General features: G+C 71.9%; 15 protein-coding genes. 8 read left to right on the forward strand and 7 right to left on the reverse strand.

Features of this window, described 5'->3' with window-relative positions:
• Positions 1–148: 148 nt before the first annotated feature.
• The 4 genes from LX83_RS16665 to LX83_RS16680 form a co-directional block, all read right to left on the reverse strand.
• Positions 149–616 carry a carboxymuconolactone decarboxylase family protein gene (locus LX83_RS16665; RefSeq protein WP_407649595.1) on the reverse strand — a complete coding sequence of 156 codons (468 nt, stop codon included), beginning with the start codon at positions 614–616 and terminating at the stop codon, positions 149–151.
• A gap of 65 nt (positions 617–681) precedes the next feature.
• Positions 682–1,593 carry an RNA polymerase sigma factor SigJ gene (gene sigJ / locus LX83_RS16670; RefSeq protein WP_253772310.1) on the reverse strand — a complete coding sequence of 304 codons (912 nt, stop codon included), beginning with the start codon at positions 1,591–1,593 and terminating at the stop codon, positions 682–684.
• A 94-nt stretch (positions 1,594–1,687) separates the two neighbouring features.
• Positions 1,688–3,040 (reverse strand): MFS transporter, encoded by a 1,353-nt coding sequence (locus LX83_RS16675; protein ID WP_253772312.1) that lies wholly within the window; start codon positions 3,038–3,040, stop codon positions 1,688–1,690.
• A 180-nt stretch (positions 3,041–3,220) separates the two neighbouring features.
• Positions 3,221–4,396, reverse strand: a complete 1,176-nt coding sequence (locus LX83_RS16680) for an alpha/beta hydrolase family protein (RefSeq protein ID WP_253772314.1) — start codon at positions 4,394–4,396, stop codon at positions 3,221–3,223.
• A 197-nt stretch (positions 4,397–4,593) separates the two neighbouring features.
• On the opposite strand from LX83_RS16680, the gene LX83_RS16685 reads away from it, so the two are divergent.
• The 6 genes from LX83_RS16685 (at position 4,594) to LX83_RS16710 (ending at position 11,394) form a co-directional block, all read left to right on the forward strand.
• Complete coding sequence (locus LX83_RS16685; RefSeq protein ID WP_253772316.1) at positions 4,594–5,517, forward strand: carbohydrate ABC transporter permease; 924 nt, start codon at positions 4,594–4,596, stop codon at positions 5,515–5,517.
• The gene (locus LX83_RS16690; RefSeq protein ID WP_253772318.1) at positions 5,514–6,428 is read left to right on the forward strand and encodes a carbohydrate ABC transporter permease; all 915 of its coding nucleotides are present in this window, start codon (positions 5,514–5,516) and stop codon (positions 6,426–6,428) included. Before LX83_RS16685 ends, LX83_RS16690 begins: the two co-directional genes overlap by 4 nt.
• Before the next feature lie 27 nt (positions 6,429–6,455).
• Positions 6,456–7,667, forward strand: a complete 1,212-nt coding sequence (locus LX83_RS16695) for a Gfo/Idh/MocA family protein (protein WP_253772320.1) — start codon at positions 6,456–6,458, stop codon at positions 7,665–7,667.
• Entirely contained in the window at positions 7,664–8,662 is a 999-nt protein-coding gene (locus LX83_RS16700) for a DUF6807 domain-containing protein (RefSeq protein ID WP_253772322.1), read from the forward strand. The genes LX83_RS16695 and LX83_RS16700 overlap by 4 nt, the downstream gene beginning before the upstream one ends.
• 214 nt (positions 8,663–8,876) lie before the next feature.
• Positions 8,877–9,962, forward strand: coding sequence for a pectinesterase family protein (locus LX83_RS16705; protein ID WP_253772324.1), 1,086 nt, complete (start codon positions 8,877–8,879; stop codon positions 9,960–9,962).
• Between the two features lie 76 nt (positions 9,963–10,038).
• Complete coding sequence (locus tag LX83_RS16710) at positions 10,039–11,394, forward strand: ABC transporter substrate-binding protein (protein WP_253772326.1); 1,356 nt, start codon at positions 10,039–10,041, stop codon at positions 11,392–11,394.
• A 27-nt stretch (positions 11,395–11,421) separates the two neighbouring features.
• On the opposite strand, the gene LX83_RS38420 is transcribed toward LX83_RS16710, so the two are convergent.
• Together LX83_RS38420 and LX83_RS16720 are read right to left on the reverse strand one after the other, a co-directional pair.
• A complete protein-coding gene (locus LX83_RS38420; RefSeq protein ID WP_308203990.1) occupies positions 11,422–11,574 on the reverse strand; it encodes a hypothetical protein in 153 nt (50 codons plus the stop codon).
• Positions 11,575–11,681: 107 nt separating this feature from the next.
• Positions 11,682–12,428 carry an SGNH/GDSL hydrolase family protein gene (locus LX83_RS16720; protein ID WP_253772786.1) on the reverse strand — a complete coding sequence of 249 codons (747 nt, stop codon included), beginning with the start codon at positions 12,426–12,428 and terminating at the stop codon, positions 11,682–11,684.
• Here LX83_RS16720 and LX83_RS16725 point away from each other — a divergent pair.
• Both LX83_RS16725 and LX83_RS16730 read left to right on the forward strand, forming a co-directional pair.
• Positions 12,427–12,741 carry a hypothetical protein gene (locus tag LX83_RS16725; protein WP_253772327.1) on the forward strand — a complete coding sequence of 105 codons (315 nt, stop codon included), beginning with the start codon at positions 12,427–12,429 and terminating at the stop codon, positions 12,739–12,741. The two genes, LX83_RS16720 and LX83_RS16725, sit on opposite strands and share 2 nt — an antisense overlap.
• Positions 12,720–13,139, forward strand: a complete 420-nt coding sequence (locus LX83_RS16730; protein ID WP_253772328.1) for a hypothetical protein — start codon at positions 12,720–12,722, stop codon at positions 13,137–13,139. Before LX83_RS16725 ends, LX83_RS16730 begins: the two co-directional genes overlap by 22 nt.
• A 213-nt stretch (positions 13,140–13,352) precedes the next feature.
• Here LX83_RS16730 and LX83_RS16735 read toward each other — a convergent pair whose 3' ends face one another.
• A complete protein-coding gene (locus LX83_RS16735) occupies positions 13,353–14,012 on the reverse strand; it encodes a hypothetical protein (protein ID WP_253772329.1) in 660 nt (219 codons plus the stop codon).
• Positions 14,013–14,399 lie beyond the last annotated feature (387 nt).

Genomic DNA, 14,399 nt, shown 5'->3' on the forward strand with positions numbered 1-14,399 from the left:
GCAGGCGCCGGTCTGGGTCTCACCGATCCGGTGAGCCAGGTCAGCGCCTACGACTGGGTGCGCCAGCTGCTGCTCGGCGGAGTGCGGGGCGCCGGGCTGGCCGTGGCGCTGCACGTGCTCGCCTGGTGCGCCACGGCCGGGTGGTGGCTCAGGCGTGCGCGGCGTGCGCCTTCCGCATCGAGCCGGCCACCTTCCGGGTCGGGATGCTGATCCGGTTCCACGCGTTGATCACGGCGATCGCCAGGACCAGGGCGGCCAGCTCGTTCTCGGTGAAGTGCTTGGCCGCCTCGTCCCACACCTCGTCGGACACGCCCTCCGGGCTGAGCCGGGTGGCCGCCTCGGTCAGCGCCAGCGCGGCGCGCTCGGCGTCGGTGAAGAACGGGGCGTCCCGCCACGCGGCCACGGTGAACAGCCGCTCGTCGGTCTCGCCGGCGGCCTTGGCGTCGTGCGAGTGCATGTCCACGCAGAACGAGCAGCCGTTCATCTGGCTGGCCCGCAGCTTGACCAGGTGGTAGAGGCTCTTCGGCAGCGGGCTGCTGGCCATGTACTTCTCCAGGCCGAGCATGGCCCGGTACCCGGCGGGCTCCACCCTGGCGATGTCGAGTCGCTCCTGCACGGTCGTCTCCTTCTCACTGTTCGCGAGTCGTCACTGCTCGCGGGTTGTCGCTGTTCGCTGGGTTGTCACTGGTCGCCGGGCTCGCCCAGCGCGCGGACGCGGGCGAGCTTGTCGGGGTTGAGCACCATGTCCACGGCGGTGATCCGGCCCTCGGCCACGGTGACCGCGATCGCGCCGAAAACGCTGCTGTCGCGGCGCCGCATCAGCAGCCCGGACCAGCCGTTGACCAGCACGGGCTGCAGCTGGAAGCCCGTCTTGTGCTGGACGCCGGCCAGGAACCGGGCCACCTTGTCCGCGCCGAGCACGGCGTTGCGCGCCGCCCGGACCAGGCCGCCGCCGTCGCTGCGCAGCACCACGTCCGGGTCGAGCAGGCGCAGCAGTTCGGTCAGGTCGGCGCCCTGGCAGGCGGCGGCGAACGCCTCGGTCACCTCGCGCTGCCTGGCCGGGTCGGCGTCACTGCGCGGCGCGCGTTCCCGCACGTGCCGGCGGGCCCTGGCGGCGAGCTGGCGCACCGCGGCCGGGGTGCGGCCGACCACCTCGGCGATCTCGGTGAAGGGCAGGCCGAACACCTCGTGCAGCACGAACGCGGTGCGCTCGGCCGGGGTCAGCGTCTCCAGCACCACCAGCATGGCCATGCTGACCGACTCGGCCATGCTCACGGTGTCGGCCGGGTCCGGTGCCGTCCGCTCCGCGCTGACCAGCGGTTCGGGCAGCCACGGGCCGACGTAGTTCTCCCGCCGGTGCCGTGCCGAGCGCACCACGTCAAGGGCCAGCCGGGAGGTGGTCACCACCAGCCACCCGGTGACGTCGTCGATCTCGGCGCTCGTGCGGCCCAGCCGCAGCCACGCCTCCTGCACCACGTCCTCGGCCTCACCGAGGTCGCCGATGATGCCGTAGGCGATGCTCACCAGTCGCTGCCGCGCCTGGTGGAACTCCGCCACGACGTCGTCGTCCTGCTGCGCTGAGCTGGTCTCCACCGCGTTCACGCTACGAGGACGGGGCAGCCGGTCGGGGTGTGACACGGGGACGACCGAGCCCACGGGTGGGCTCGGTCACACCCGGTCGGGTGGGTCAGGTGGTGCTGGTGGACGGCGTGGCCGGGGCGGGCTGAGGGTTGGGGCCGGGCAGCACGCGGCGCAGCCCGGGCACGGCGATCAGACCCAGCGCGGACACCACGATCAGGAACGACAGGCCCACGGCCGGCGAGCCGGTCTGGTCGACCAGCACGGCGATGCCCATCGGGCCGAACCCGCCGCCCAGGTTGCCGACCGCGTTGATCGCGGCGATGCCGGCGGCCGCCGCCGCGCCGGTGAGGAACCGGGGGACCAGCGTCCACATCACCGGCTGGGCCGAGTAGCCGCCGATCGAGGCGATGGACAGGCCCACCATCTGCCACCCCGGCGAGGGCGCCAGCACGGCCAGCACGAACCCGGCCACCGACAGCGCCAGCATGGCGGCCAGCCAGGTGAACGGGGTGCCGCGGCGGTTGGCCAGCCGGGGCACGGCGATCAGGCCGGCGCACACGCACAGGTAGGGCACGGCGGAGATCAGGCCGACCGCGGTGCCGGACAGCTGGCCGAACCCGGCGACGATGGTGGGCAGCCAGAACGACAGGCCGTAGGTGGCCAGCGGGAAGCACAGGAAGAACACGGCCATGGCCAGCACCCGCCGGTCGCGCAGCACCGCGAACGGCCGGTGCGGCTGGTCGCCGGCGGCCGCGGCCTCCCTGGCCAGCTCACCGGTCAGCCAGGAGCGCTCGGCCGGGCTCAGCCAGCTGGCCGAGGCCGGGTCGCGGGGCAGCACCCACAGCACCACCGGGGTCATCAGCACCGCGGGCACGCCGGTCACCACGAAGATCCACTGCCAGCCGTCCAGGCCGGCCACCCCGTGCAGGTCGTTGAGCGCGCCCATCAGCGGGTTGCCGATCAGGAACGAGATCGGGCCGGCCAGCATGAACGTGCCGATGGCCGCGGCCCGCGCCCGGCTGGGGAACCACCGGGACAGGTAGTAGATGACACCGGGGAAGAAGCCGGCCTCGGCCGCGCCGAGCAGGAACCGCACCAGGTAGAACTGCCAGGTGTTGCTGACCAGCATGGTGGCGATGGTGACCAGCCCCCAGGTCAGCATGATCCGGGCGATCCAGCGGTGCGCGCCGACGCGGTGCAGCGCCAGGTTGCTCGGCACCTCCAGCAGCGCGTAGGCCACGAAGAAGAAGACCTGGCCGAGGGTGAACGCCGTGGCGGACAGGCCCAGCTCGTCCTGCAGGGTCAGCTTGGCGAAGCCCACGTTGGACCGGTCCACGTAGGCGATCACGTAGAGCAGGCCCAGCAGCGGCAGCAACCGCCAGGTCAGCTTGCGCAGCACGCCGCCGCCGAGGCTGGCGGCCGTGTCGTCGGCGCGGTGGGGGGATGCGGGACCGGTCAACGACGCCTCCTGTGCGGCATGGCGGCACTGCCTGCGGTGGCGGTGCTGGTCTTGTTCGATATTTCGGCTGCTATTCGCAAGCTCGGACAGAGAGTGTGAATGGGCTCACCACACTCGTCAAGACCAACCGGTCTTCGTCTGAAATGCCGAACCGGTTGCGCCGCTGGGCCGGCCGCCGGCTCAGCGGGCGGTCAGCCCGAGGTGGCGGTCCAGCCAGGCGAAGGCCAGCTCCTGGGTGTCCACGGCGAAGCAGTGCCCGGTGGGCACGAACGCGCCGGTGTAGTGCTCCGGCGCGGCGAGGGCGCGGTAGTGGTGGCTGATCCGCCGGTGGGCCCGGCGCATCCCGGCGAGCGGGAACAGCTCGTCGTGCTCGGCGTAGACCACCAGCAGCGGGGCCGGGGCGCGCGCGGCCACCACGTCGGGCCAGTCGCACCGGGTGGTCAGGCCCGGCGGGTAGAGCAGCCAGGTGTGCGCGTCCACGTGGGCGTCGAGCAGGTCGGCGTAGCCCGACACCATGGCGATCACCGCGGTGGCGGTCACACCCGGGTCCAGCGCGCCGAGCAGCGCGGCCCGGGCGCCCCCGCCGGACAGACCGAGCGCGCCGACGCGGTCGGCCGCCACGTCCGGGCGGGCGCGCAGGTAGCGGGCGGCGGCCAGGTCCTCGGCCGCGACCACGCCGGCGAACGAGGTGCCCAGCAGGCCGCAGTACTTGGCCACCACGTGCTCGTGGAACCGGGCCGCGATGTCGTAGTGCGCCACCTCGTCCAGTGGCCGACCGGCCAGTTCGGCCAGGCGCCGCTGGTCATCGGCGTAGCCGACGACCCGGTCGGGCATGTCGGCCAGGGGGAAGCGCCGGCTGCCCCAGCAGAACACGTCGTGGCACAGCACCACGGCGCCGCGCCTGGCCAGTTCGTTGGCCACGGCCCGGCCGCCGTAGAGCCGCCGGCGCAGCGCGCGCACCTGCTCGGCGGCGGCCGCCGGCCCGTCGGCGATCTTCTCCTTGCCGAACCACTTGGCGCCGGCGTGGCAGTGCAGCGCCAGCACCCCGGGCAGCGGGCCGGTGGCCTCGGCCGGGCGCAGCACGAGGGCGCGGGTGCGCGGGCCGAACCCGACCGACCAGGACACCTCCTCGCCGAGCAGGTCGCCGTCGCGCCAGCGCCGCTCGGTGACCACCGCGCGCGGCGCGTCCAGGTCGAGCACGCCGAGCGCGGCCCTGATCCCGGCGACCAGGTCCGGGCCGGGGGAGACGTCGGGGAACAGGCCGTGCCGCGCCGCGGCCAGGTCGACCAGGGGCGAGAACGCGCCCAGGTGGCGGTAGGTCCGCGCCGCCGGCTGGCCCTGTCCGGATACCGCCATGACCGCCCCCGAACCTACCAGGCAAGCGTTTTCCGGCCGCCCAACGTAACGGCGGGTTTCCGGTGCTGTCAATGCGGGAGGACGACTTCACGTCGTCGTTGACACCCAGGAGTGCCGATGCCTACGGTATCGCGGTAAGCGCTTTCCTAATTGCTGGCGCGGACGAGTGAACCACCGGACACGAAGGAGTGACGGTCGTGGCCATCGCCGTGGCGAGGCGGGAGCGGCGAGGGCGGCGCCGGACCGTGTCCCGCTCCCGCACCCCCTATCTGCTGATCGCGCCGTCCGTGCTGCTGATGGTCGGCTTCCTGGTCTACCCGATCGCCAGCGTCTTCTACTACAGCCTGCGGAACTACAACCTGACCCGGCCGTGGGGCAACGGGTTCGCCGGGCTGGAGAACTTCCGCCGGCTGCTGTTCGAGGACCCGTTGTTCTGGCAGAGCCTGGGCTTCACCGCGCAGTGGGTCGTGGTGGAGATCGTGCTGCAACTGGTGCTCGGGCTGGCGCTGGCGCTGCTGGTGAACGAGACCTTCGTGGGCCGGGCCGTGGCCAGGGCGCTGGTGTTCTCGCCGTGGGCGGTCTCCGGCGTGCTCACCACCAGCATCTGGATGCTGCTCTACAACCCGACCACCGGCGTCTTCCGCTACCTGGCCGACGCGGGCATCGGCGAGCACGGCACCTCGGTGCTGGCCGACACCGGCACGGTGTTCCCCGCCGTGGTGCTGGCCGAGCTGTGGCGCGGGGTGCCGTTCTTCGCCATCCTGCTGCTGGCCGACCTGCAGAGCATCCCCAGGGACCTCTACGAGGCCGCGTCGGTGGACGGCGCCAGCCGGCTGCGCCGGTTCTTCCACATCACCCTGCCGCACCTGCGCGACGCGATCGTGCTGTCCACCCTGCTGCGCGCGGTGTGGGAGTTCAACAACGTGGACCTGCTCTACACGCTCACCGCGGGCGGCCCGGCCAACCACACCACCACCCTGCCGCTGTACGTGGCGAGCAAGGCCATCAACGCCAAGGACTTCGGCTACGGCTCGGCGCTGACCACGGTGGCCTTCGTGATCCTGTTGTTCTGCTCGATCCTGTACCTGCGGCTGAGCAAGTTCGGAGGCGACCGCGCATGAACGAGCCACTGGTGATCAGCCGGCCCGCCGAGGCCGAACCGGCGGTGGCCGCGCCGGCCGCGCGCGAGCAGGGCCGGCGGCGCCGGCGCGGCGTGCAGGCGATGAGCCGGCCCAGCCGCTGGCAGATCTACCTGCCGCTGGGCCTGTACCTGGTGTTCACCCTGGTGCCGTTCTACTGGATGGTGGTGTTCGCGGTCCGGCCCACCGGGTCGGACTCCCTGCTGCCCTGGCCGATCACGCTGGAGCACTTCGACACCGTGTGGAACGGCATGGGCTTCGGCCTGTTCTTCCAGAACAGCCTGATGGTCGGCTTGTTCTCGCTGGTCACCACGTCGGTGATCGCCCTGGCCGGCGGTTACGCCCTGGCCCGCTTCCGGTTCCGGGGCAAGCAGGTGTTCATGGTGGCGCTGCTGTGCACCCAGTTCATCCCCGGCGCCATGATGCTCATCCCGCTGTTCGAGATCTTCCGCGACCTGGGCCTGGTGAACACCATCTGGAGCCTGGTCATCGCCGAAACCGTGTTCCAGCTGCCGCTGTCGCTGATCCTGATCAGCGGCTTCGTCAAGAACATCCCGGTGGAGCTGGAGGAGGCGGCCTGGGTGGACGGGTGCTCCCGGCCGCGCGCCTTCTTCGCCGTGCTGCTGCCGCTGCTGCGGCCGGCGCTGGTGGCGGTGGGCTCGTTCGCGTTCATCCACAGCTGGAACAACTTCCTGTTCGCGCTGATGTTCATCAACGAGCAGAACAAGTTCACCATCCCGGTCGGCCTCAGCTACACGCTCGGCGAGTTCAGCGTGGACTTCGGCGCGCTGGCCGCCGGCGGTGTGGTGGCGGCCGTTCCGGTGGTGCTGGTGTTCGCGGTCATCCAGCGCTACCTGGTCACCGGGCTGAGCGCGGGCGCGGTCAAGGGATAGCGCCAACCGGCGGTGGGAGGTAGACGCGTGGGTGCGGTTTCAGTGGTGCTGGTGGGCGCGCACGGTCATGGCCGGGCGCACCTGCGCAACATCCGGCGGCTGGTGCGGCAGGGCGGTGCGCGCCTGGCGGGTGTGTGCGACCTGGTTGCGGTGCCAGCCGACGACCTCGCCGGGCTGGGCGAGCCGGTGCAGTCCAGCGACCTGGACGAGCTGCTGGAGCGCACCCGGCCGGACGTCGCGGTGATCGCCACCCCCATCCAGACCCACGCCGACCTGGCCGTGCGCGCGCTGTCCGCCGGCGCGCACGTGCTGCTGGAGAAGCCGCCCGCGCCGAGGCTGACCGAGTTCGAGCGGATCAGCGCGGCCGCGGCCGAGACCGGGCGCGCCTGCCAGATCGGCTTCCAGAGCCTGGGGTCGCACGCCGTGCCGGCCGTGCGCGCGCTGCTGGCCGAGGGCGCGGTCGGCCGGGTGCGCGGCATCGGCGTGGCCGGCGCGTGGCCGCGCGACGAGGCGTACTTCCGCCGCTCCGCGTGGTCGGGCCGGCGCCGCATCGGCGAGGTGGACGTGGTCGACGGCGCGCTGACCAACCCGTTCGCGCACGCGGTGGCCACGGCACTGGCCGTGGACGGCAGCGAGCGGCGCGGCGAGGTGGGCCGGATCGAGCTGGAGCTGTTCCACGCCAACCCGATCGAGAGCGACGACACCTCGTGCCTGCGGCTGCGCACCAGCCGGGGCACGGTGCTCACGGTGGCGGTGAGCCTGTGCGCGCCGCACCGGGAGGAGCCCTACCTGGTGGTGCACGGCGACGCGGGCCGGATCACCTTCTGGTACACCCTGGACAAGGTCACCGTGCACCGCGCCGGCGCGGCCGGGCACACCACCACGCACGCCCGCACCGACCTGCTGGAGAACCTGATCGACCACGTGCGCACCGGCCGGGACCTGCTCGTGCCACCGGAGCGCACCGGGGCGTTCATGGAGATCCTCGACGCGGTGCGCACCGCACCGGATCCACTGTCCATTCCAGACAGTGAGCAGCTGGTCGGACCGAGCCGGATCGACGCCTACGGCGCGGCCGATGGCGTGCCGCACCGGGTGCTGCCCGGCATCCACCAGCTGGTGGCGGCCAGCGCCGAGCGGTTGGCGCTGTTCAGCGAACTGGACGTGCCCTGGGCCCGGCCCAACGCCCGGTCCGCCGCGCCGGCCGACCTCTCGACCCGCCCGCAGGAGGCACGATGACCAGCCAGGCCAGTGCCAACCCGGCCAGTGCCAGTCCAGCCAGCGCCAACCCGGCCAGTGCCAGTCCGGCCAGCGCCAACCCCGTCGCCGCGACCACCGTCGAGCTGAGCTGCCAGGGCCGCGTGGTCGCCGACTACCAGGTGAACCAGGGCCTGCCGGCCGACGTCTCGCCGCGCCCGTTCCTGTTCCCGGTGCGCACCCTGGCCGGCACCGAGGTCACCGAGCTGATGCCCCCCGACCACCTGCACCACCTCGGCGTCGGGGTGGCCGTGCCCGACGTGGCCGGCCAGAACTTCTGGGGCGGGCGGACGTTCGTGCGCGGCCAGGGCCCCACCCGGCTGGCCAACCACGGGGTGCAGCAGCACGTCAGCTGGTCCGGGCAGGGCGACGACCACGTCATCCAGACGCTGTCCTGGCGCGGTGCGGACGGCCGGGAGCTGCTGCGCGAGCGACGCGCGATCACCGCGCTGCCGGTGGCCGGCGGCCGGTGCTGGGCGCTGGACCTCGGGTTCACCCTGACCAACCCGACGGGGGCGGCCGTGACGATCGGCAGTCCGGCCACCAACGGCCGGCCCGGCGCCGGCTACGGCGGTTTCTTCTGGCGGGCACCGGGTGCCGCCACCAACCGGGCGGTGTTCAGCCCGACCGCGCGCGGCGAGGACGCCGTGCACGGCAGCCGGGCCGCCTGGGTGGCGCTGGCCGGCACCTCGCCCGGGGACCGGCCGTGGACCCTGGTGTTCCTGCCGGGCAACGAGTTGACCGCGCGGGACCGGTGGTTCGTGCGGGACCGCGAGTACCCGGCGGTGGGCTCGGCGCTGGCCTGGGACCAGCGGCTGGCCATCGCCGCCGGCGCCAGCACCACCCGGCGGGTGGTGACCGTGGTGGCCGACGGCCGACTGGGCGCCGGACAGGTGCGCGTGCTGGTGGGCCAGATCCTGGCCGCGGCCGAGATCCCCAGGCTCACCAGGGACGTCCTCGAACGAGCCGTCGAATAGTCGAATCCGCCGATCGGCCGCGCCGCACCTGCCTCGGGCCGCGCGCGATGCGTTGACACGGCTTCGGGCGTGGGCCTACGGTCTGCGGTACCTCGCCCGGTAAGCGCTTTCCCGGCTGTGGGCAACGCCTGCCGAGTTGGAATCTCACTGACGAGACCACGTGGGCCCGGCTGGCCGTCGGCAACGGCCAGCCGGTGCTGGAAGGGACCGGTCGATGGCCAGGCGATCGAGCAGCACCACACCATCCCGCGGCGGGCGCACGGGCGCGGTGGCCGCCGCCGTGCTGGGTCTGCTGGCCGTCGGCGCCGGCACCGGGGTGGCCGCCGCCGGCTCGGGGCCGGTGTGGTCGGTGGGACCGCCCGGCGTCGCCCGGTTCACCTCGGTGCAGGCCGCGGTCGACGCGGTGCCCCCGGGCAACACCCGACCGGTGACCATCACCGTGGCCCCCGGCCGGTACCGGGAACTGGTCACGGTGCCCGCGGACAAGCCGTACATCACCCTGCGCGGCGCCACCGGCGCCGCCCGGGACGTGGTGATCACCTACGACAACTCGGCCGGCACCCGCAAGCCGGACGGCACCACCTACGGCACCTCGGGCAGCGCGTCCGTGCTGATCGAGGCCAACGACTTCCGCGCGGAGCACGTCACCTTCGAGAACGCCTTCGACGAGCAGGCGCACGCCGGTGAGAGCGGCCACCAGGCCGTGGCCCTGCGGCTGACCGGCGACCGCGCGGTGTTCGTCAACACCCGCTTCCTGGGCAACCAGGACACCCTCTACCTGAACAGCCCGAGCACCGGCCAGATCAGCCGCGCCTACCTGCGGGACTGCTACGTCGAGGGCGACGTGGACTTCATCTTCGGCCGGGGCACCGCCGTGTTCGACGGCGGCGAGATCAGAAGCCTCGACCGGGGCAGCACCAGCAACAACGGGTACGTGACCGCGGCCAGCACCGCACTGGCCAACCCGTACGGATTCCTGTTCCACCGCAGCAGGTTCACCAGTGACGCGCCCGCAGGCACCGTCCACCTGGGCCGGCCGTGGCACGCCGGCGGCGACCCGAACGCGGTCGGCCAGGTGGTGGTCCGGGAGTCCGCCCTGGCCGCGCACATCAGGAGCAGCCCGTGGACGGACATGTCCGGGTGGCCGTGGCGGGACGCGCGGTTCTTCGAGTACCGCAACACCGGCCCGGGCGCCACGCCCGCCAGCGACCGCCCGCAGCTGTCCGACGCCCAGGCGCCGGACTACACCGTGCGGCGCTACCTGGCCGGCTCCGACGGGTGGGCGCCGGTCACCCGGTAGCCCCGACGACCGCGTGGCCGATGGCCGGTTGCCGATGGCCGCACGCGCAACAGCACAGCGAAGAAAGGTGGACACCATGGTGGGACCCCGCGGCCGGGGCGCGCGGAGCAGAGCGCTGCTCGGTGCGGTGTGGACGGTCGTGCTCGTCGGCTGCCTCGCGTTGAGCGGGTGCGGCGGCTTCTTCGGCGGCGGGTCGTCCGCCGGCACCGGCAAGACCACGATCACCTTCTGGGACAACAACGGTGGGCCGGACCGGACCCCGTTGTGGGAGCACGTGATCGCCGAGTTCGAGAAGCAGCAGCCCGACATCCACGTCGAGTACGTGGGCATCCCGATCAGCCAGGTGCAGCAGAAGTACGACACCGCCATCGCCGGCGGCGGCCTGCCCGACGTGGGCGGGGTGTCCACCGCCTACCTGGCCGGCATGACCGCGCAGCAGGCGCTGGAGCCCCTGGACGAGCGGCTGTCCACCAGCGGCCTGAACGGCAAGCTGGTCAAGGGCCTGGTCGACTCGATGCGCGCGGCCGGTGGTGACGACAAGCTCTACGCCGTGCCCACCTCGTCCAACAACGGGGTGTTCTGGTACCGCAAGGACTGGTTCGCCGAGGCCGGGCTGGAGCCGCCGCAGACCTGGGACCAGTTCTACGACGTGGTGGGCAAGCTGACCGACAAGACCCGCAACCGCTACGGCTTCACCATCCGCGGCGGCCCCGGCTCGATCCCGCAGGTGCTGGAGGTGATGTACGGCTACTCCGGCATCAGGAGCATCTTCGACGAGCAGGGCAGGGCCACCGTCAACGACCCGCGCAACGTCGAGGCCGTGCAGAAGCTGGTGAGCCTGTACAACACGGCCACGCCCACCGCGGACGTGAACAACGACTACCCCAAGATGGTGGCGCAGTTCGACGGCGGCTCGGTCGCGATCATGCAGCACAACCTGGGCTCCTACCGGAACCACAAGGACAGCCTCGGCGCGGACAACGTCGTGGGCGCGCCGGTCTTCCCCAGCCCGGTCACCACCACCCGCAACGTGCTGTCCAACCCGGTCGACGGCGTCGGCGTGTTCAGGACCAGCAAGAACAAGGACGCCGCCTGGAAGTTCGTGGAGTTCGCGGCCTCGGCCCCGATGAACAGCTACTGGACCGAGAAGGCCGGGGTGCTGCCGGCCAACACCGACGTGTCCAGTGAGAGCTGGGTGCGCGAGGCGCAGCCGCTGCGCGACGCCACCGCCGTGCTCAACGACCCGGCCACCAACGTGGTCCAGCTGCCCTACTACCTGCCGCAGCTCAACCCGATCCTGAAGACCGACATGGAGCCGGTGTTCCAGAAGGTGATGCTGGGCCAGTTGCCCGCCAAGGACTTCCTCGACCAGTTCGCCCAGAAGCTCAACGACGCCCAGGCCGACTGGACCCAGCACTCCGGCGGCCGATAACCCCCGCGCCCGGCCACGGCCCGCGACTCACGCCTTCGCGGCCGCCAGCGTGGAACTGGCGGCCAGCCGGCGCGGCTCGCGCAACGCGGGCGGGTTGTGGTGCTCGTCCAGCGCCCACAGCACCGGGTGGCCGTCCCGCACGAACAGCCGCCCGCCCGGACGCAGCAGACCCGCCACCACCCGCGCCCACCTGGCGATGACCGGCAGCCCCCGCCGCCAGTGCCTCGGCCACGGCGTACTCCGCCCGGGTGGGGCCGGGGGCGGCCGGCCCCACCCGGGGCGCGATGTCAGTACATCGCCAGGGACAGCGGAGCGAAGTAGCCGTTGCGCTGTCCGGCGGCGGTGGGGTGGAACGCGTCGTCCTGCGGCTGCACCAGCGCGTTGATCCACGGGTCGGCCGAGCACACCCCGTGCCCGGCGAAGGCGGCGCGCACGTCCACGAAGGTGAACCCGGCGGCGGCCACCCGGTCGGCGATGACCTCGTCGAGCAGGTCGGCGGCCTCGTTCAGGACGGTCCGCTTGGCCAGGCTCAGGCCGCCCTCACAGGCGTTCAGCTCGAACAGCCTGGGGTAGCCGGGCACGAACACCCGCGCGGCCGGCGCCGCGTCGCTGATCGCCTGGTAGGTCTCGTCCAGCCGCGCGGGCAGCTCGGTGCGGACGAACTGCTTGCTGGACTCCACCGCGCCGACGCAGTCCTGGTCCGTGCCGAGCAGGCAGGCGCCCACCACCCGGCTGAACCCGGCGTCGTTGCCGCCGATGGAGATGGTCACCAGGTCGGCGTACGCGGGCAGCTGCGCGATCTGGGTGTCCAGCACGTCCTGCGTGGTCGCACCGGAGCAGGCGGCGAAGGTGAACGACTCGACCACCCGGCTGTTCGCCCACAGCGCGGGGTGCGCCAGGTCGCTGCGCTTGCACGCGCCGCTGTCCGGGTCGTAACTGCCGGTGCCCACACCGGCGGAGTAGGAGTCGCCCAGCGCGGCGTAGTGGTACGGCGGCGGGGTCGCCTGGGCCGCGCCGGCGAACGCGACCCCCATGGTCACGGCGGCGACGGCACCGATCAGGGCACGTGTGGCGGAGCGTAACGACACGAATGGCCTCCCAGAAAACGGCGAAGCGGACGTTGCTCCCGCATTCATCCGTGTCGCGGGTGATCTTGTCAACCAGGATCCGACCCACCGGACCGCCGCTGCCCGCCTGATGCGCCCCGACGAGATCGCTGGCCACGGTCAGCAGTTGAACGACGAGGCGCTGCCGTTGCTGGGGCAACTGGCCCAGGAAACCCGCCGCCCTGAGCTATACCCGCAGCCCGCACACTGCTGGAACACGTGCCGGACAAGCTGGAACTGATCGCTGCGCTGCTGCGCCGAGCTGGCGTGCACATCGAGGACTACCTCGCCCGGCAAGGTGGGCTGATGCGCGGAAATCCGGGATTTGCCGGCGGGCGCAGCGCAGCGCCTGGCACACGTTCTTCCTGGCTGGAGCGTGGTCGGACGATCTCTGCGGAGCTGATCGCGGAGGTTCAGTGTGCCGGACACAAGATTTCTCAGGACAGGGTGCTGTTCACCGGACGCGACCACACGGGCCGAACCGTGTGGATGGAGAAGGGTGACGACCGAGCCGGTCTCTGGCATACCCTGCGGTCCACCCGCGTGCGCCAATTCGTCGACGTTCAAGGACGCCTACAACCCCGACGATCCCTTGGGCTCCGGATTCGCCTCCCGCAAAGAGCGGAAGGAACTCGATGAGCGGGGCCGAGCCTTGGCTCGTAAGCTCAGGCAGGAGCTTCCCGACGAGGTCGACGTGCTCGTCCAGTCCCTCACTGCTTATGACGCCGAGAAGATGACCAAGTAGCTCCAGGCTGGCGGCGGGGATCGGCCGCGGCGTGGGCCAGCAAAGCTGGCTTCGTGTTTGCGGACTGGTGAGCGGCGGTGGCGGTGGGGCTGTCCTGTGCCGTGGGCCTACTCGATCGGGCTCAGCGTCCAGTCGCCGTCCGAGCGCACCTGCACCACAGCGTCACCCTCGAACGGCACGGTTCCCTCGTAGCCGCCGACCGTGGCGACCGCCATGTCGGTCCGACCGCCGCGAGTCGGGGCCACTTCCACCGCGAAGAAGCCGCCGTGGCCGCCCCGGTTGGTGATCTTCGCCTTCGACGCCTCGCCTGGCACGTAGAAGACGGCGTCACCGTGCCCGGAGATGGTGGGTTCACCGCTGGGAGTGCTGGCGAGCACAACGAGGTCGTCCACGCTCAACGTCCACGAGCTGTCCGCCTTGACCGTGAGGGTGTGCGTCTTGCTGCCCTCGTGCACGTCCAGCCAGGACCGACCGGAGTAGGCACCCATCGTGCTGACCAGGATGCTCTCGAAGCCGTCCGACTGGACAAAGGTGAACCCACTGCACTTCGGGCACTCGAAGGTCAGCAGCATCGGCCCGACTCGCTGCGGGTCGATGCTCACCACGTCGTCGCCCTTGCCGTTGACGACCTGTGCTGGCTGCGCTGCCGGGGTCGTCGTGGTTGTGGTCGTGGTGGTTCTGCTGGTGGTGGTTGCGGTCCGATCCTGCCTGGCTGGCTGCGGGGCCGTGGTCGCGACCGCTGCTGAGCGTCCGGGGAACGTCGTCACAGCGACAACGAGGACGACCACGCCAGCCAGCAGCAGTCCGACCGCCACTCCGCCGACCGCCCACGGCCACGTCTTCCTCCGCGGAGGCGGCGGAGGCGGTGGCCCGTACTGCGGAAAGCCTGGCGTGAACATCCAACCCCCTGGTGTACGCCCCCTGGGGCGAACTGAAGCCCCGTTACTAGTGCGTGGATCGTGACCGAGGCAGTTCCGTTACACGTGACCGGCCGGCAGCCTCCGGCCAGGGCCACTGGTGGCCGGAGGCTGCGCTGTGCCTGGCAGGTGCTCGTCCCACGCGCGCAAGCCGTCCACCCCGAGGAATTCGTGGCTCGCCCCTGGCTCGGCCTACTCGAAGGCCGCTCGGTTGGCGGTGATCCAGTCGGTGAAGGT

This window comes from Goodfellowiella coeruleoviolacea (genome assembly GCF_024171785.1).
Classification (GTDB): Bacteria; Actinomycetota; Actinomycetes; order Mycobacteriales; family Pseudonocardiaceae; genus Goodfellowiella; species Goodfellowiella coeruleoviolacea.